The sequence below is a fragment of the Nonomuraea sp. NPDC000554 genome, from assembly GCF_040300065.1.
Taxonomy (GTDB): Bacteria; Actinomycetota; Actinomycetes; order Streptosporangiales; family Streptosporangiaceae; genus Nonomuraea.
Map to the genome: position 1 here is coordinate 244,386 of NZ_JBEPDC010000001.1, position 17,679 is coordinate 262,064.

The 17,679-nt window shown below is 71.0% G+C and carries 18 protein-coding genes and 1 riboswitch; of the genes, 10 read left to right on the top strand and 8 right to left on the bottom strand.

Annotated elements, in window-relative coordinates:
- Positions 1-10: 10 nt before the first annotated feature.
- Complete coding sequence (locus tag ABT294_RS01330) at positions 11-1,216, top strand: tetratricopeptide repeat protein (RefSeq protein ID WP_350802703.1); 1,206 nt, start codon at positions 11-13, stop codon at positions 1,214-1,216.
- Positions 1,213-3,075, top strand: coding sequence for a nickel/cobalt transporter (locus ABT294_RS01335; protein WP_350802704.1), 1,863 nt, complete (start codon positions 1,213-1,215; stop codon positions 3,073-3,075). The genes ABT294_RS01330 and ABT294_RS01335 overlap by 4 nt, the downstream gene beginning before the upstream one ends.
- Positions 3,076-3,271: 196 nt before the next feature.
- Here ABT294_RS01335 and ABT294_RS01340 read toward each other — a convergent pair whose 3' ends face one another.
- From ABT294_RS01340 to ABT294_RS01350, 3 genes are all read right to left on the bottom strand, one after another.
- Positions 3,272-4,114 carry a hypothetical protein gene (locus ABT294_RS01340; RefSeq protein ID WP_350802706.1) on the bottom strand — a complete coding sequence of 281 codons (843 nt, stop codon included), beginning with the start codon at positions 4,112-4,114 and terminating at the stop codon, positions 3,272-3,274.
- 4 nt (positions 4,115-4,118) lie between these two features.
- Entirely contained in the window at positions 4,119-4,874 is a 756-nt protein-coding gene (locus tag ABT294_RS01345) for a hypothetical protein (RefSeq protein ID WP_350802707.1), read from the bottom strand.
- A gap of 104 nt (positions 4,875-4,978) precedes the next feature.
- Positions 4,979-5,698, bottom strand: a complete 720-nt coding sequence (locus tag ABT294_RS01350; protein WP_350802708.1) for a FadR/GntR family transcriptional regulator — start codon at positions 5,696-5,698, stop codon at positions 4,979-4,981.
- 169 nt (positions 5,699-5,867) lie between these two features.
- Here ABT294_RS01350 and ABT294_RS01355 point away from each other — a divergent pair, with 169 nt between their 5' ends.
- Together ABT294_RS01355 and ABT294_RS01360 are read left to right on the top strand one after the other, a co-directional pair.
- Entirely contained in the window at positions 5,868-7,238 is a 1,371-nt protein-coding gene (locus ABT294_RS01355) for a glutamine synthetase family protein (protein WP_350802709.1), read from the top strand.
- A 10-nt stretch (positions 7,239-7,248) separates the two neighbouring features.
- A complete protein-coding gene (locus tag ABT294_RS01360) occupies positions 7,249-8,592 on the top strand; it encodes an aldehyde dehydrogenase family protein (protein WP_350802710.1) in 1,344 nt (447 codons plus the stop codon).
- A gap of 40 nt (positions 8,593-8,632) precedes the next feature.
- Here ABT294_RS01360 and ABT294_RS01365 read toward each other — a convergent pair whose 3' ends face one another.
- Both ABT294_RS01365 and ABT294_RS01370 read right to left on the bottom strand, forming a co-directional pair.
- On the bottom strand, positions 8,633-9,280 hold the full coding sequence (locus ABT294_RS01365; protein WP_350802711.1) for an RNA-guided endonuclease InsQ/TnpB family protein: 648 nt from the start codon (positions 9,278-9,280) through the stop codon (positions 8,633-8,635).
- On the bottom strand, positions 9,241-9,828 hold the full coding sequence (locus tag ABT294_RS01370) for an RNA-guided endonuclease InsQ/TnpB family protein (protein ID WP_350802712.1): 588 nt from the start codon (positions 9,826-9,828) through the stop codon (positions 9,241-9,243). The genes ABT294_RS01365 and ABT294_RS01370 overlap by 40 nt, the downstream gene beginning before the upstream one ends.
- A gap of 119 nt (positions 9,829-9,947) precedes the next feature.
- On the opposite strand from ABT294_RS01370, the gene ABT294_RS01375 reads away from it, so the two are divergent.
- From ABT294_RS01375 to ABT294_RS01395, 5 genes are all read left to right on the top strand, one after another.
- Entirely contained in the window at positions 9,948-10,712 is a 765-nt protein-coding gene (locus ABT294_RS01375; RefSeq protein ID WP_350802714.1) for a 3-oxoacyl-ACP reductase, read from the top strand.
- Between the two features lie 12 nt (positions 10,713-10,724).
- Positions 10,725-11,414, top strand: a complete 690-nt coding sequence (locus tag ABT294_RS01380) for a gamma-glutamyl-gamma-aminobutyrate hydrolase family protein (protein ID WP_350802715.1) — start codon at positions 10,725-10,727, stop codon at positions 11,412-11,414.
- Positions 11,415-11,490: 76 nt separating this feature from the next.
- Positions 11,491-11,588: riboswitch (glycine riboswitch) on the top strand.
- A gap of 129 nt (positions 11,589-11,717) precedes the next feature.
- Positions 11,718-12,803 (top strand): glycine cleavage system aminomethyltransferase GcvT, encoded by a 1,086-nt coding sequence (gene gcvT, locus ABT294_RS01385; RefSeq protein WP_350802716.1) that lies wholly within the window; start codon positions 11,718-11,720, stop codon positions 12,801-12,803.
- Positions 12,800-13,189: a glycine cleavage system protein GcvH gene (gene gcvH, locus ABT294_RS01390; protein ID WP_350802717.1), complete on the top strand. Its 390-nt coding sequence runs from the start codon at positions 12,800-12,802 to the stop codon at positions 13,187-13,189. Before gcvT ends, gcvH begins: the two co-directional genes overlap by 4 nt.
- Positions 13,190-13,243: 54 nt before the next feature.
- Positions 13,244-14,620 carry an L-serine ammonia-lyase gene (locus tag ABT294_RS01395; protein ID WP_350802718.1) on the top strand — a complete coding sequence of 459 codons (1,377 nt, stop codon included), beginning with the start codon at positions 13,244-13,246 and terminating at the stop codon, positions 14,618-14,620.
- Positions 14,621-14,769: 149 nt separating this feature from the next.
- Here the strand turns inward: ABT294_RS01395 and ABT294_RS01400 are convergent, their stop codons facing one another.
- Both ABT294_RS01400 and ABT294_RS01405 read right to left on the bottom strand, forming a co-directional pair.
- Positions 14,770-15,270, bottom strand: coding sequence for a hypothetical protein (locus ABT294_RS01400; RefSeq protein ID WP_350802719.1), 501 nt, complete (start codon positions 15,268-15,270; stop codon positions 14,770-14,772).
- Positions 15,270-15,869 (bottom strand): DUF6286 domain-containing protein, encoded by a 600-nt coding sequence (locus ABT294_RS01405; protein ID WP_350802721.1) that lies wholly within the window; start codon positions 15,867-15,869, stop codon positions 15,270-15,272. Before ABT294_RS01405 ends, ABT294_RS01400 begins: the two co-directional genes overlap by 1 nt.
- A gap of 138 nt (positions 15,870-16,007) precedes the next feature.
- Between ABT294_RS01405 and ABT294_RS01410 the strand changes: the two genes are divergently transcribed.
- Entirely contained in the window at positions 16,008-17,201 is a 1,194-nt protein-coding gene (locus ABT294_RS01410; protein WP_350802722.1) for an amino acid deaminase/aldolase, read from the top strand.
- A gap of 100 nt (positions 17,202-17,301) precedes the next feature.
- On the opposite strand, the gene ABT294_RS01415 is transcribed toward ABT294_RS01410, so the two are convergent.
- Entirely contained in the window at positions 17,302-17,625 is a 324-nt protein-coding gene (locus ABT294_RS01415) for a DUF3618 domain-containing protein (protein ID WP_350802723.1), read from the bottom strand.
- Between the last annotated feature and the right edge of the window lie 54 nt (positions 17,626-17,679).

A 17,679-nucleotide genomic window follows, 5' to 3' on the forward strand; every position in this document is an offset into this window, starting at 1 on the left:
GGAGCCCACGATGCGATCCCTCGCCCTGGCAGGCGGCCTGGTCCTGGCCGGCGCGCTGGCCTTCACCGCCGTGGCGGTGTCCGCGCCCGGACGCGACCAGCAGCCGGCCGCCGCCGTCGCGCCCTTCACCGAAACCCTGCAGTCCCGCCTGCGGCGCCTCCCCGGCGACTACCGGTCGTGGGCGCGGCTCGGCGTCGAGTACGTCGACCAGGCCAGGGTCACCGGCGACCCGGCCTCCTACTCCAGGGCCGAAGGCGCCCTGGCCACCGCCGCCCGCCTGGCGCCCGACGACGACGCCGTCCTCACCGGGCAGGCCGCGCTCGCCGCCGGACGCCACGACTTCGCCCTGGCCGCACGCCTCGCCGGCCGCGCCGTCGCCGCCAACCCGTACAGCGCCGCCGCCTACGGCGTGCTGGCCGACGCCCGGACGCAACTCGGCGACCTCCGCAACGCGCGCGCGGCCATCGACAAGCAGCTGAGCCTCCACCCGGGGGTCGCCGCCTTCGCCCGCGCCTCCTACGCCGCCGAACTACGCGGAGACGTCCGGGCCGCCCGCGCGTTCATGCAGGACGCGCTCCAGGACGCGAACACCCCGTCCGACATCGCCTACAGCCGGTACTACCTCGGCGAACTCGCCCTCCACGCGGGCCGGCTCGACACGGCGAACCGCTGGTACGCCACCGCCCTGGAGGCATACCCGGCGTTCACGCCCGCCATGGCGGGCCAGGCCAGAGTGGCCGCGCTCAGCGGACGCCTACAGGAGGCCCTGGCCCTCTACGAGCGCGTGGTCGCCCGCCTGCCGCTCCCCCAGTACCTCGTCGAACAGGGCGAAACCCACATAAAGGCGGGGCTTCCCGCCGACTGGACCCTCCTCAGCGCCCAGCGCCGCCTCTTCCAGGCGGCCGGCGTCCGCGACGACCTCACCTGGGCCGAGTTCGAAGCGGACCACGGCGACCCCGCGCGTGCGGTACGGCACGCCAGAGCCGAGTACGCCCGCAACCCCAACCTCGTCGCCGCCGACGCCCTCTCCTGGGCCCTGTACAAGTCAGGAAAACCGCGAGAAGCCCTGAAGTACGCCAAGCGGGCGACGGCGACCGGCTGGCGCAACCCGCTGCTCGCCCACCACCGAGCCGTCATCGAGCGGGCACTCGGCAAGCCCGTGCGAGAGGTCCCGCGCATCGATCCGCAACTGCCCGCATTGGCGAGGTTTTCATGAGACTGATCCGGCTCGGCCTGCTCTCCGTCCTCGCGGGCCTGGTGCTGTCGGCGTGCGCTTCTCTCCTACTCGTCGCCGCCGCCCACGCCCAGCCCCCGCTGACACCCGCCACCTCCGCGCGAACCTCGCCGGCACCCGCCGCCTCCGCGCGGACCTCGCTGGCAGCAAGCCAGGGGCAGACCTCACTGGCGTCCACCACCGGCACACAGACCTCACTGGTGGCCTCCGTCGGCGCGCGGGCCTCGCTGGTGGCCGACGGCGCGCGCCTGGCCGGAACCGCTCGGGCGCACCCGCTGGGCAACTTCACCGTGAACCACTACAACGGCCTGCGGCTCTCCGCCACCAGCGTCACGAACACCGCCGTGGTGGACCTGGCGGAGCTGCCGACCCTCCAGGCCAAACCTGAGGTGAACGCCGGGTACGCGTCCCGCCGCTGCGCCGCCCTGGCCGCCGCGCAACGCCTCACGGTCGCGGGGGCGGCGGTGCCCTGGCGGGTGACCCGCTCGGCGTACACGTACGCGCCCGGCCAGGGGGGCCTCCAAACCAGCCGCCTGACCTGCGCCCTGGTGGCCGAGGCCCGGGTGACCGGCGACGTGCTGTTCACGGACGCCTTCGAGCAGGACCGGATCGGCTGGCGAGAGATCACCGCAGTGGGCGACGGCCTGACGCTCGGGCACTCGTCCGTACCGTCGACCAGCGTCAGCCACGAACTCCGCGCCTACCCCGGTGACCTGCTGTCGGCCCCCCTCGAGCAACGCACGGCCACCATCACCGTCGGCCCACTCCCGGCGACCACCCAACCGCTCCCGGACACCACCCCCACCCCGAACACATCCACCAGCCCGGGCGGGATCTCCACCGGCGGACCGGCGGGGATCACCATAGGCGGGCCGATCGGAGACGCGCTGGCGGCGCTGGATCGCACCTTCACCGGCCTGATCGGCTCAGACGTGCTCACCGTGCCGCTCGGACTCCTCGCGGTGGGACTGGCGGTGCTGCTGGGTGCCGGTCACGCGCTCATCCCCGGACACGGCAAGACGATCATGGCCGCCTACCTGGCGGGACGACGCGGCAGCCCGCGAGACGCCCTGGTAGTGGGCGCAACGGTGACGGCCACGCACACGGCCGGAGTCCTCGTGGTGGGCCTCCTCCTGACGGTGTTCACGACGCTGGCCGGCGAGTCGGTGCTGGCCTGGCTGGGCGTCGCGAGCGGTCTCATGATCGCCGCCATCGGCCTCCGCCTCCTCACGTCCTCCCGCCGTCACGCGTTCGCCCCCCATCACGCCCCCCAGACCGAGGACGAGAGCGGAAGCGACCAACCGGCCCCCTCCCCGCCCCACCCCCACCACTGGCCGGGGCACGACCACGACCACACGCACGGGCACGTCCACACGTACGGCCGGACGCACCGGCACGACCAGGAACACGGCCACAGGCACGGGCACGACCAGGAACACGACCACGGGCAGGAACACGACCAGGGACACGGGCGCGGACACGGGCACGGGCACGGGCATGGGCATGGGCACGGGCACGGGAGACGGATGGGTTTGCTGGGGATGGGGGTCGCAGGCGGGCTGGTGCCGAGCCCGTCGGCGCTGATCGTGCTGCTGGGGGCGATCGCGCTGGGCCGCACCTGGTTCGGAGTGGTGCTCGTCGCCGCGTACGGGGTGGGCATGGCGGCGACGCTCACCGCGACCGGACTGCTGCTCGTCAAGCTCGTCGACCGCCTGGAGAGGCGAGCCGCGAGGGGCCGCCGGATGATGGCCAGGCTGTCGAATCTCGCCCCGCTGGGCACGGCCGCGATGGTGGTGCTCCTGGGCGCGGGCCTGGCACTCCGCTCGATCGCGACCCTCTAGTCACCAGGCGACCAACCCCCCTGACGCCACACACCACCCACGTACACGCCACACACACCACACAGGAACACGCCGGACACATCACACATGAACACGCCACACACACCACGCACGAAGACGCCGGACAACCACGCACGAACACGCCCGGACAACCACCCCGGCGACCGCAGCCGTGTCGCTCCTTACCCTTGGTCGATCAGTCGATGTCCGGGAGGTCGGGGTCGTCGTAGTCGGTGTCTCCGTCATCGGCGCGGCGGAGTTTGATGTCCTCCACCCAGGACATGGCGAACCGCCGGATCTCGACGATCCGCTCGGGGGCCTGCCCGTGCGCTTCGAAGGCCTCGTCGGCGATCTGGTCCGCGAACTCCAGACGGGTGGCGAGTTCGTGCGGCGAGAAGCCCTCCGTGTGCAGCCGGGCGAGGTGTTCGAGGTCGCGGAAGGAGTACAGCCCGGCGACCGATGCGATGTCGATGAGGTCGCGGGCGAGGCAGCGCTCGTGCAGGGCGCGCATGACGAGCCCGACCGCGTCCTCCAGGCCGACCACCCACAGGTCGCCGCACCGGGTCGGCGGCTGTTGGAGGGCCTCGCGCAGCACGTCGACGTCGCAGCCCTGGCCGGTCTCCGGGGCGGTGACGTGGAGGCGGGCCGTCAGGAAGGTAAGGGCGGTGACCGTCGCGTCGAGGCCGGTGCCGCGGAACGTCCGCGCGGCTTCTTCCGCCGCCTCGGCCAGCGGCGTCTCGGCGGCAGTGGCGTAGGCGAGGCCCTCACCAGGACAGGCGGGGAAGCCGTGCGCCCGCAGCGCGTGCCCTCCCGCCATCGCCAGGCCGTGAGGCAGCGCGACCGGCAGCAGCCGCCGCTCGACGCCCCTGAGACCATCGAACAGGCCAGGGCCGTCGAGCGGATCGGGACCATCGAACGGGCCAGGGCCATCGGACGGGCCAGGGCCGTCGAGCGGGCCAGGGCGCTGTGGTTCCTGCCCTGCGCCGGGGCCGGCGTGCGGGCCGGAGGGTTGGGCGTCCTGCCAGGGCGGTGGCGGCATGGGGTCAAGTATGGCGGCGGGTGCGGCGGGTGGAGGGAAGGTCGTGGCGGCCGGAGACGAACTCCTGGAAGGCGATCTTGACCTTGATCACCGGACGTCGCCAGCGCTCCTCCCGTCGGAGGGCCTTGACCAGCTTGCGCGAGGAGCCTCCGTCGAAGAACCAGTGCGCCCACGGCGACCCGGGACGGGCCAGCCGAAGCGCGCCCACCAGCAGCAGGACGGGGACGAACAGCCCCACCAGCCCTGTCCAGATCTTGCCCTTGAGCAGGGTGACGACGGCCAGCACCAGGTTGCCGACGATCAGCACCGCCGGGTCGACCAGGGGGCCGTAGTCCCAGGTGAGCGGGCGCAGCCCGATCAGCAGCAGAGCGGTGACCGCGACGGCGATGAACACCGCGTCGACGGAGGTCCGGCCCTCCTCCTCCCAGTACACGTCGTGCAGGTGCAGGATCAGCGCGAACTCGTCGAGCACCAGCGCGGAGCCGACGCCGAAGACGGACGCGGCGGCGGCGTACCCGATCTGGGACCCGGCCGACAGCACGAATCCGGCGACGCCGCCGATCAGCATGAGCACGACGCCGAACACCACGTGGTGGATGTGCATCTCGCCCACGCTGACGTTGCGGAACCAGCCCACCTTGGCCCTGATCAGCCGGACGTTGATGCGGGTGGCGACGAAGGCGACGATGAGCGCGACGAAGTAACAGAACAGCGGCAGCCGTCCCGTGTCGACAATGCTCTGCTGCAACCAGTTACTCATGACCTAGAAACAGATGTTACGAGCCGTTCCGGTCGCGTGATGCCGCGTGGTTGCCTTATGACCGTCAAGGACCGGTAGAGCCCTGCAAGAGGCGTGTGTGAGGTTCAGGCCAGGAAGGCGCGGAGGAGCGCGGCCGTGCCCTCCAGGTGTTCGGCGACGGCGCGGCGGGCCGCGTCCGGGTCGCCGGCGAGGATGGCGGCCACGATCGCCTGGTGCTGGACGGCGGCGTGGTCGAGGTTCACCTGGAGCATCGGGATGGCGTTGAGCAGGTCGCTGACCCGCAGGCGGGCGTCGGCGCAGGCGGTGGCGAGCAGGGGCGAGCCCGTCAGCTCCGCGATCGACAGGTGGAAGGCGGTGTCGAGGCGGCGGTAGTCGTCCACGCCGGCCTCGTTGAGCTCCGACAGCTTGCGACCGAGCAGCGCCCGCTGCTCGTCGGTGAGTTCGGACGTCGCCAGCACCTCGGCGGCCCCGCACTCCACGGCCATGCGGAAGGTGAGCGCGTCGGACAGGTCGGCCAGCCCCATGTCGGCCACGGCCTTCCGCAGGTCGGCCTGCCCAGGCGGGGGCGGGACGTAGGTGACGAACGCCCCGCCGTAGCGTCCGCGGCGGACGTCCAGGTAACCCGCCTCCTGGAGGGCGCGGATCGCCTCGCGCAGGGTGACCCGGCTGATGCCGAGCTGCACGGCCAGCTCGCGCTCGGGCGGCAGCTTCTCACCGGGCCCCACCACGCCGAGCTTGATCGCCTGGAGCAGCCGTTCCACGGTCTCCTCGAAGGCGTTTCCCGCCCTGACGGGCCGGAGCATCGTCAACGGGTTCATCGTCATGGCAGCCTGCTGCTTCGCCGCGCTCCCACCTCGGGCTCCTCCACTTCGCCGCGCCGAGCCGTCCGCCGAATCGTCCAAGGTGTCCTCAGGTCTTGACAAGCGATCCCACCATGCACCTCAATGGTCTGAGACTAGCCCAATCAACGGGAAAGCGCGTCGGGGAGCGAATGTGAGTGAGCGATCCAGCACCGGCTTCCTCACCGTCGAGGAGCTGCGGGTCGAGGCCGCGGCCGGGCGGATCGACACCGTCCTGCTCGCGATCGCCGATATGCAGGGCAGACTGCAGGGCAAGCGGCTGTCCGCGCGGTTCTTCCTGGACGAGGTGCTGCACCACGGCTCCGAGGGCTGTAACTACCTGCTCGCTGTGGACGTGGACATGACGACGGTCGAGGGCTACGCGATGTCGTCATGGGAACGAGGTTACGGCGATTTCGTGATGAAGCCCGATCTGTCGACGCTGAGACGCGTCCCCTGGCAGGAGGGCACCGCCATGGTCATGGCGGACCTGGCCTGGGAGAGCGGCGAGGACGTCGCCCCCTCGCCGCGCCAGATCCTGCGCAGGCAGCTCGCCCGGCTCGCCGAGCGCGGCCTGGCCGCGTACGTCGGCACCGAGCTGGAGTTCATCGTCTACGAGAACAGCTACGAGGACGCGTGGAAGCGGGCATACCACGACATGTCCCCCGCCAACCTCTACAACGTCGACTACTCCCTCCTCGGTACCGCCCGCGTCGAGCCGCTCCTGCGCCGGATCCGGCGCGACATGGCGGGCGCGGGCCTGTACGTCGAGTCGGCCAAGGGCGAGTGCAACCTCGGCCAGCACGAGATCGCCTTCCGCTACGACGAGGCGCTGCGGACCTGCGACAACCACTCGATCTACAAGAACGGCGCCAAGGAGATCGCGGCCCAGGAGGGCAAGTCGATCACCTTCATGGCCAAGCCGAACCAGCGCGAGGGCAACTCGTGCCACATCCACATCAGCCTCCGCGGCCTGGACGGCGAGCCGGTCATGGCGGGCGACGGCGAGCACGGCCTGTCGCCGATGGGCGCGAGCTTCGTCGCCGGGCAGCTCGCCTGCCTGCGCGAGCTGACGCTGCTCTACGCGCCGAACATCAACTCCTACAAGCGGTACGTCCCCGGCAGCTTCGCCCCGACCGCGATCAAATGGGGCGTCGACAACCGCACGTGCGCGCTCCGCCTCGTCGGCCACGGGCACTCGCTGCGGGTGGAGAACCGGGTGCCGGGCGGAGACGTCAACCCCTACCTCGCCGTGTCGGCGCTGATCGCGGCCGGCCTGTACGGCATCGACCACGAGCTGCCCCTGGAGGACGCGTTCGCGGGCAACGCCTACGCCTCGGGGGCCGAGACCGTCCCGCACACGCTGCGGGACGCGCTGGCCCTGTTCGAGGGGTCGAAGCTGGCCCGCGACACCTTCGGCGAGGACGTGGTGGAGCACTACGCGAACAACGCCCGGATCGAGCTGGCCGCCTTCGACGCGGCGGTCACGGACTGGGAGCTGTTCCGCGGATTCGAGCGCATGTGAAGGACCTGCATTGAAGATCATCAATCCTGCGACCGAAGAGGTCATCGCCGACGTCGAACTGGCCGACACGGCGGAGGTCGATCGGGCCGTGGAGCGTGCCAGGCGGGCGTACCCGGCCTGGCGTGACGTCTCTCCCGGCGATCGGGCGCGGCTGCTCAGAAGGTTCGCCGAGGTCGTGGACGCCCACGGCGAGGAGCTGGCGCGGCTGGAACTCGCCAACGCCGGCCACCCGATCGGCAACGCGACGTGGGAGGCGGGCAGCGTCCGCGACGTCCTGCACTTCTACGCCGGGGCGCCGGAGCGCAACCACGGCAAGCAGATCCCGGTGCCCGGCGGAGTGGACATCACGTTCCAGGAGCCGCTCGGCGTCGTCGGCGTGATCGTCCCGTGGAACTTCCCGATGCTCATCATGAGCTGGGGCGTCGCCCCGGCTCTGGCGGCGGGCAACACGGTGATCGTCAAGCCCGCCGAGTGGACCCCGCTCACCGCGCTGAGGCTGGCCGAGCTGGCCTTGGAGGCGGGCCTCCCCGAGGGGGTGCTCCAGGTCCTGCCTGGCGCAGGGGAGGTCGCGGGTGCCCGCCTGGTCGAGCACCCGGACGTGGCCAAGATCGTGTTCACCGGCTCGACCGAGGTGGGCAAGGAGATCGCGGCAAAGGCCGCAAAGCACGTCAAGCGCATAACCCTCGAACTAGGCGGCAAATCCGCAAATATCGTCTTTGCCGATTCTGATGTGGAAAAGGCGGCGAGAACCGCGCCCTATGCCGTCTTCGACAACTCCGGCCAGGACTGCTGCGCCCGGTCGAGGATCCTCGTCCAGGCCGAGATCCACGACGAGTTCCTCGACCTGCTCGCGCAGGCCGTCCGGAAGGTCAGGGTCGGCGACCCGCTCGACCCGGCCACCGAGATGGGCCCCCTGGTCAGCGCCGAGCACCTGGAGCGGGTCCGCGGCTTCGTCGAGGGCACGCCGTACCTGCGGGGCGGCTGCCCGACCGGCAAGGGCTACTGGTTCCCGCCCACGGTCCTGACCACGCGGGTCACCGACCGGACGTTCACCGAGGAGATCTTCGGCCCCGTGGTGTCGGTGGTGCCCTTCGCGGACGAGGCCGAAGCCGTCCGCATCGCCAACGACACCCGGTACGGCCTGAGCGGCTCCATCTGGACCCGCGACGTCGGCAGGGCGCTGCGGGTGGCCAGGGCCGTCGAGGCGGGCGCGCTGTCGGTGAACTCGCACTCGTCGGTGCGCTACTGGACGCCGTTCGGCGGCTTCAAGGAGTCCGGCCTCGGCCGGGAACTCGGCCCGGACGCCCTGGCCGCGTTCACCGAGACCAAGAACGTCTTCATTTCAACGGATTGACATCCTCCCCCCACTCGAAGTCGAGGGATTTCAACAGCAACTACCTTACGAGGAGGAGGTCGCGTTGAGGTTCACGGTTCACCGGCCCGCCCAGCGGCAGGCCTCCCCGTGCAGCAACCGCATGCCCTGCGGCGGTATCCCGGATGTTCCTGGCCGCGTTGACGTCGGCGTTGTCCTGCCATCCACAGGCGACACAACCGAATCGAGATTGGCTCTCTCTCGATCCGGCCGCGATGTTCCCGCAGGCGTTGCAGGTCTGCGACGTGTAACGCGGGTCGACCTTGACGACCCGGCCGGCAGCCTTGTGCTCCAGCCGGGTCACCAGCAGCCCCCACCCGCTCGCGAGGATGGCCCGGTTGAGCCCCGCCTTCTGCCGGACGTTACGCCCCGGCTCGGCGAGCGTGCCCTTGGCCGACCGGGTCATGCCGCAGATGTTGAGGTCTTCGACGGCGATCACATCGAAGCGGCGGGCCAGATCGGTGCTGGTCTTCTCCACCCAGTCCTTACGCCGGTCTGTCTCACGCACCTTCAGACGCGCGATGGCGGTCTTGACCTTGCCGCGCCGGTTCGATCCACGGCCGGCCCGGGCGAGCTTGCGCAGGAGCCGCTTCAGCCGGGCCTTCTCCGTCTCGCGCAGGGTCGGCGCGTTCAGGATCTGCCCGGTCGACAGGGCCGCCGATGCGGCCACGCCTCGATCCACACCCACCGTCTCGCCCGTACAGGGGGCGGGGATCGGGTCGGAATGGCAGCGAACGCGACATGCCAGCGGCCCGCCGCATCACGGGTGACCCGAAAGGACCTCACCCCATCGGGCACTGGACGAGACCAGCGAAACCGCACCCACCCCACCTTCGGAACCCGCACCTCGCCCACATTCCGGGACACTCGGCGCACATCACCGGGCTTCACCGCGACGATCCGGAACCCTTCACCCCGCCCGCGCCTGCGGAAGGCAGGCCGCCGATGCGTCCCGCCGAAGAAGTTCGCCATCGCCTGCGCGAAGTCCTTCAGCGCCTGCTGCTGCACCACGATCGGCCCAGCCCGCAGCCACGCGAACTCCGCCCGCGCCTCGGTCAGCTGCCTGCACTGCTCGGCGAAGCCAGGCGCGCTCTGACGCCCCGGCCGCCAATACGCATGCTGCTCCACAGCAAGATTCCACACATACCGGGCATGCCCGAAATGCTCCACCAGCACCTGCTCCTGGGCAGGCGTCGGCTGGAGCCGGTAGCGGGACACGCCGATCAACCTACCGACCACCACCGACAAAACCAGGAGACCACAGTGTCCGACCGTTCCGCCTCTCCTCCCCGCCATGAAGGGCGAGGCATCCAGGCTGTAGGTAAAGGGTGAAACACATGCAGCGTTTGCAGGACCGCGTCGCCGTCATCACCGGCGCGGGCAGCGGCATCGGCCTGGCCACGGCCCGCAGGTTCGCCGAGGAGGGCGCCAGGGTCGTCTGCGTGGACGTCGACGAGGAGGCGGGCAAGAAGGCCGCGGCCGAGGTCGGCGGCCTCTTCGTCCGGGCCGACGTGACCAGCGAGGACGACGTCGCCCGGATGTACCAGACGGCGTTCGACACCTACGGCAGCGTGGACATCGCGTTCAACAACGCGGGCATCTCGCCGCCCGACGACGACTCGATCCTGGAGACCGGCCTCGACGCCTGGCGGCGCGTCCAGGAGGTGAACCTGACGAGCGTGTATCTGTGCTGCAAGCACGCGATCCCGTACATGCGGCGGCAGGGCAAGGGGTCCATCATCAACACCGCCTCGTTCGTCGCGGTGATGGGCTCGGCGACCTCGCAGATCTCCTACACGGCGTCCAAGGGCGGGGTGCTGGCGATGTCGCGCGAGCTGGGCGTGCAGTTCGCCCGCGAGGGCATCAGGGTGAACGCGCTCTGCCCGGGGCCGGTGAACACGCCGCTGCTCCAGGAGCTGTTCGCCAAGGACCCGGAGCGGGCGCAGCGCCGCCTGGTGCACGTCCCGGTCGGCCGGTTCGCCGAAGCGTCCGAGATCGCCGCGGCTGTCGCCTTCCTGGCCAGCGACGACGCCTCGTTCATCACAGGCTCGGAGTTCCTGGTCGACGGCGGGATCTCCGGCGCCTACGTCACCCCGCTGTAAGGAGAAGCCGTCATGCGCCGTCCCGTCATCGGCATCACGTCCTATGTCGAGCCCGCCCGGTTCACCGTGTGGGAGCTGCCCGTCGCGTTGCTGCCGTACATGTACGTGGAGCAGGTGGTGCGGGCCGGTGGCCAGCCCGTGATCCTGCCCCCGGCAGGCGACCCGGCCTCGGTGGTACCGCGGCTCGACGGGGTGATCCTGGCGGGCGGCGGCGACATCGATCCCGCCCTCTACGGCGAGAGCCCGCACGAGCGCACCGGCTTCGTCAGAGACTTCAGGGACGAGGCGGAGTTCGCGGTCCTGTCCGCCGCGCTCGACGCGGGCCTGCCCTACCTGGGCGTCTGCCGTGGCCTCCAGATGCTGAACGTGGCGCTCGGCGGAAGCCTGCACCAGCACCTGCCTGACGTGGTCGGGCACTGCGGCCACTCCCCCGCGCCCGGCACGTTCGGCCCGCTGCCTGTCACACCGGTGCCGGGCAGCCGGGTGGCCAAGGCGCTGGGCCCGGACCCCCTGGAGGTCATGCACTACCACCACCAGGCCGTCGACAGGCTCGGCCCCGGCCTCACCGTGACCGCCACGGCCGACGACGGGACCGTCGAGGCGGTCGAGCTGGACCCGTACCCGTTCGCGGTGGCCGTCCAGTGGCACCCTGAGGCGTCTGAGGACGGCGCGCTGTTCGAGGCGCTGGTGGCGGCCTGCTGACCCCCTGGCCGGACCGCGAACTCGGACGTACGCGACAAGAGCCCCGCGACGGCACTAGGCTGGCGGACGACACCGACGAACCCGTGCGGGAGAGCGTCCTGACAGCCGGTCAGGGCCCCTGAAGGAGCAAGCCCTCCCCGCGAACCTCTCAAGGCAAAGGACCGCGCGGACGAGGTGGCTCTGGAAAGCAGGCCGGTTGGCCTCGCCGAAGGTGAAAGTCCGGCAAAACTCGGGCGAATCTCTCAGGCATCGATGACAGAGGGGGAGGATGCTGGCATCCGACTCTGCCCTGAGGTGCGACACATGTCCCGACCCACACCGCTGCGAGACGTCCACGAGAGCCTCGGCGCGACCCTGACCGACTTCGCGGGCTGGCTCATGCCCCTGCGCTACGGCAGCGAGTCCGCGGAGCACAACGCCGTACGGCAGGCGGCGGGGCTGTTCGACCTCTCGCACATGGGCGAGATCTTCGTGACGGGCCCGCAGGCGGCCGAGGCGCTCGACTACGCGCTGGTGGGGCACCTGTCGGCGCTGGCCACCGGCCGCGCCCGGTACACGATGATCGTGGACGAGCGGGGCGGGGTGCTGGACGACCTGATCGTCTACCGGCTGGGCGACGAGGAGTTCATGGTGGTGGCCAACGCCTCCAACTATGAAAAAGTCGCGAATGAGCTGATAAATCGCAGTAAGTCGTACGACGCGGTGGTTGACGACCGGTCCGAGCAGTACGCCCTGATCGCCGTGCAGGGGCCGCGCGCGCAGCAGATTCTCGCCACGCTCACCGACGCCGACCTCGACGGCCTCAAGTACTACGCGGGCCTGCCCGCCCTGGTCGACGGCCGGCAGGCGCTGATCGCCCGCACCGGCTACACCGGCGAGGACGGTTTCGAGCTGTTCGTGGCCAACCAGGACGCGGTGCCGCTCTGGCACGCCCTGACCGAGGCGGGCACGCCGCACGGCCTGCTGCCCGCGGGTCTGTCCAGCCGCGACACCCTCAGGCTCGAAGCGGGCATGCCGCTGTACGGCAACGAACTCTCCGCGAAGCTGACCCCATTCGACGCGGGGCTAGGCAGAGTGGTGAAATTCGACAAGCCGGGCGACTTCGTCGGCAGGTCGGCGCTCGAGGCGGTCAAGGACGACGCGCCGCGACGCAGGCTCGTCGGGCTGGTCGCGCGGGGCCGCCGGGTGCCCCGACACGGGTACCCGGTCACCAAGGACGGAGCCGTCGTCGGCGAGGTCACCAGCGGTGCGCCATCCCAGACCCTGGGCAAGCCCATCGCGATGGCGTACGTCGACGCCGGGGTCAACGAAGGTCTGGCCGTGGACATCCGGGGCAGCCATGAACCCGTGGACCTGATCGAGCTGCCCTTTTACAGGAGGAACAAGTGAGCAACATCCCTGACGAGCTGAGCTACACCAAGGAACACGAGTGGATTTCCGGCCTTGAGGACGCCATCACGGTGACCATCGGCATCACGGCCTTCGCCGCCGAGGCCCTCGGGGACGTGGTCTTCGTGCAGCTTCCGGAGGCCGGCTCGGTCGTCGAGGCGGGCGACTCGGTCGGCGAGGTCGAGTCCACCAAGTCCGTGAGCGAGATCTACACCCCTGTCGGCGGTGAGGTCGTCGAGGTCAACCAGGCCATCGTCGACGACCCGTCGCTCGCCAACAGCGACCCGTACGGCGAGGGCTGGATGTTCCGTGTGCGCGTCCAGGGCGACCCGGAGGACCTGCTCACCGCCGAGGAGTACACGGCGCTCACCTCAGGCGAGTCCTGACCCACCCGCCGGGGTCCTGACCTGGGCCCCGGCCTTTCTGAAGGGCGCACATCAATGGCGATCAGCGTCTTCGACCTCTTCAAGATCGGCATCGGCCCGTCGAGCTCGCACACCGGCGGCCCGATGGCCGCCGCGCACCGCTTCGCCCGCGGCCTGCGCGACGACGGTCTCCTGGAGCGGACGGCGCGCGTCGAGACGATCCTTTACGGCTCGCTCGGGCTGACCGGCAAGGGTCACGGCAGCGACAAGGCCGTTCTGCTCGGCCTGTCGGGTGACAAGCCCGAACTGGTGGACGTCGACGGCATCGACGCCCGCCTCGCCGACATGCGCGCCTCCGGCACCGTCAAGCTGTTCGGCACCCGCGAGATCCCGTTCGTGATCGGCGAGGACCTCGTCTTCGAACGCAAGATCTCGCTCCCCGAGCACCCGAACGGCATGCGGTTCACCGCGTTCTCCGACTCGGGCGAGAAGCTGCGGGAGAAGGTCTACTTCTCCGTGGGCGGCGGCTTCGTCGTCGACGAGAACGCCACGGGCGCCGACCGGATCAAACCCGACGACACCGTCCTGCCCTACCCCTTCACGACCGGGGAAGAGCTGCTCAAGCACTGCTCGAACACGGGGCTGTCCATCTCGGCGCTGATGATGCGGAACGAGCAGGCCTTCGGCCGCACCGAGGAGGAGATCCGCGCCGGGATCCTGAACCTGTGGCGGGTCATGTCCGACAGCGTCCGGCGGGGCATCGCCCAGGAAGGCGTGCTGCCTGGCGGCCTGCGCGTGAAGCGCCGCGCCAACCAGCTCCACCGCCGCCTGCAGGCCGAGTCCTCGGAGAAGGACCCGCTGCACGTGATGGACTGGGTCTCGCTGTTCGCGCTGGCCGTCAACGAGGAGAACGCCGCGGGCGGGCGCGTCGTCACGGCCCCCACGAACGGCGCGGCGGGCATCATCCCCGCCGTCCTGACGTACTACAGCCGGTTCGTCCCGCACGCCGACGACGAGGGCGTCATCCGCTTCCTGCTCACCGCCACCGCGATCGGCGTCCTGTTCAAGGAGAACGCCTCGATCTCCGGCGCCGAGGTGGGCTGCCAGGGCGAGGTCGGCTCGGCCTGCTCGATGGCCTCGGCCGGCCTCACCGAGGTCCTGGGCGGCACGCCCGAGCAGGTCGAGAACGCCGCCGAGATCGGCATCGAGCACAATCTCGGCCTGACCTGCGACCCGATCGGCGGCCTCGTCCAGATCCCGTGCATCGAGCGGAACGCGGTCGCGTCCATCAAGGCCATCACCGCGGCCCGCATCGCGCTGCGCGGCGACGGCCGCCACTTCGTCGCCCTGGACAAGGCCATCAAGACGATGCGCCAGACCGGAGCGGACATGCTGGACAAGTACAAGGAGACATCGCGAGGCGGCCTGGCCGTCAACGTGATCGAGTGCTGACCGACCTCGCAAGTGGTAGGTAGTGCTGTACCACTTGCGAGGGGGATCGTGTCCTACCACGAGGCGGTCGACGGGCGTTACGAGCGGCACGAACTGCTGGGCGACGAGGGTGCTCGGTGAAGGTCGCGTCCACCAGCCAGGGCCGAATGCTAGCGGCGGACGTGCAGGCGGACGACCGCGCCCACCTCGTCGTCGCGGATCTCGCGCCGGATGCGGCCCACGATATCCCGGTCCAGCTTGTTCACCACCGCGCCGACGTCGGCCGAGGACGGGCAGCTCAGGCCGATGCGCAGCCTGTCCGCGTCGCCCACGACCCGGACCGCCGCGTGGCTGAGCCCGTCCACGTCCTTCAGGCCGATGCAGAGCATCGCGGTGCCGGTGCCCGTGCGGGCGCCCCTGCGGCCCCAGCCGAGGCTCAGCAGCAGCCACCGGAGCGCCACCAGGGCCAGCACCGTCATCAGGAACGCCAGCAGCCACAGGGCCCAGGGGTTGTCCGCGGCCGCCGCGGCCGTGCGGTCCGGCAGCAGCCGGGCGCGTGGTGACAGGCCGGGAATCCGGTCCTTGGCCCGCAGCCAGGCGTAACCGCCCGCCAGCAGCAGGAGCGCGCCGACGACGGCCAACCCGATGCGGTTGCCCGGGTACTGCCTCATCAGATCCCCCTCCTGCGCAGCCGCACCACGACCTCGCCGCTGGCCAGCGTGCCCACACCGGCCAGCCGGTCCCCCACCGCGTTGCCCACCTGCTTGAGCATGGCCCCCGAGCTCTCCGGGCCGGTCACCACCGTGACCTCGATCGTCCGCCTGAGCAGCTTGACGCGGGCCTTCTCCACGCCCTCCACCTCCTGCGCGACCGCCCGCAGCGTGCGGCGCAGGCCGATGCGGGTGATGCCGATGACGATCCGCGCGTCGGACGTCTCGACCGGCACCAGCCGCGACCGGCCGGGGACGGCGGCGAGCAGCAACATCACCACGCCCGCGAGCGCCATGACGAGCGCCCAGAACGACACTTCCAGCCAGGACGATCTCCGGGCCGCCGCGATCGCCTCGTCCACCGGCACCCAGCCGAGCGGATTGCCGACCAGCGCCGAGACCACCTCGGCGGCCGTCAGGCCGAGCCCGGCGGTGACCGCGAAGGCCACGGCGACCCCCGCCGGAGTGCGCGCCGGGCGGAGCACGCGGTTCGCCCGGCGGCGCGGAGTCTCGTGCGCGGCGAGCACGGCACCTGGCAGTAGCTGCTGGAACGCGGTCATCACACCGTCCACAGGTACACGTGCCGGGCATCGGCTGGACCGCGCCCCCGCCGCCGGTTTGCACGATCATTACGGACGCCCCAAGAGATATGAACCCCCCTCATGTTCAACTGGGCGCCCTGCCGATACGCTGCTGGTATGGATGACCGCCAGCGCTACGACCGGGCGACGGCGACGCTCGAGGCGCCGTTCGCACTCCTCGACCTGGCCGCCGTCCGCGCCAACGCCGCCGACATGGTCCGGCGGGCGGGGGGCAAGCCGATCCGGGTGGCGAGCAAGTCGATCAGGTCACGGCCGATCCTCGAACGGATCCTGGCCATGGACGGCTTCCGCGGTGTCATGGCCTTCACCCTGCCGGAGGCGCTCTGGCTGGTGGAGCGGGGGTTCAGCGACGTCCTGGTGGCCTACCCCACGGCTGACAGGCACGCGCTCGCCGCGCTCGCGGCCGACGCCAGGGCGGCCGGTGAGATCACGGTGACCGTCGACTCGCCCGGCCACCTGGACTACCTGGAAGCGGCGATCTCCGGGGTACACCCTCGGCACGAGATCCGGATCTCCATCGACATCGACGCCGGATATGTGGCCCTTGGTGGGAAATTTCGGGCGGGGGCGCTGCGCTCACCCGTGCGCCACCCCGACCAGGCCGCCGACCTGGCCGCCGACATCGCCAAACGCCCCGGCCTCCGGCTCGTCGGGCTGATGGCGTACGAGGCCCAGATCGCGGGAGTGGGCGACACACCTCCCGGCCACCCCGCCTACGCCCGCGCCATCAGGCTCATGCAGGCCAGATCGGCCAGGGAACTCGTCCTGCGCCGCGGACGCGTCGTGAACGCCGTCCGCGAGCTCTGCGACCTGGAGTTCGTCAACGGCGGAGGCACCGGCTCCATCGAGCGGACGGTCCGCGAGAAGGCCATCACCGAGGTCGCGGCCGGCTCCGGCTTCTTCCACCCGCGGCTGTTCGACTTCTACCGCGGCTTCACCGGGCACCCGGCGGCGCTGTTCGCCCTCCCGGTCGTCCGCCGGCCCTCGCCCGGCGTCGTGACCGTCCTGGGGGGCGGCTACCTGGCGTCCGGGGCGCCCGGGCCCAGCCGCCTGCCGCAGCCGTACCTGCCCGCCGGGCTCCGCTACACCGCCGACGAGGCGGCGGGCGAGGTCCAGACCCCGCTGCTCGGCCGCCCCGCCGAGGACCTGCGCATCGGCGACCGGGTCTGGTTCAGGCACGCCAAGGCCGGCGAGCTGTGCGAACGCTTCGACACCCTGCACCTGATCGACGGCGACACCCTGGTGGACGCGGTGCCGACCTACCGAGGCGAAGGCCAGACCTTCCTCTGACCCCCGCCACCGAGGACAACGGCCGCCCCTCTCGGCGGCCGTCCTTCTCCTCACGCCCCGTGCCCCCGAGGCCTCCTCCGTCCGGCCCCGGACCCCGGGATCAGCGGCGGCGGCGCCGGAACAGGACGATGGCCGCGCCGATCACCAGGACCGCGCCCACGCCGATCAGCACCGGCGCCAGGCTCGGCGGCTCTTCCTCCCACAGCCGGTCGGCCTCCCCGCCCTCGGCGGGCCGCGGCGTCACCCCGATGGCGTCGCCGACCGACGCCACGAAATGCCCCGCCTTGGTCTTCACGTCCGCGACCGTGCGCTCGGCGACACGCTTGGGACTCACCCGGTCGGCGATGGCGTCAACCGTCTGCGCCAGCTCCGCCCGCGTCCGCGCGATCCGCCGCTCCAGCTCATCGGGATCGGTGTCAGCCATGACTCTCCTTTCGACCGCGCTCATGGCGGGCCCCCTCCGCCTTCGAGCGGACCC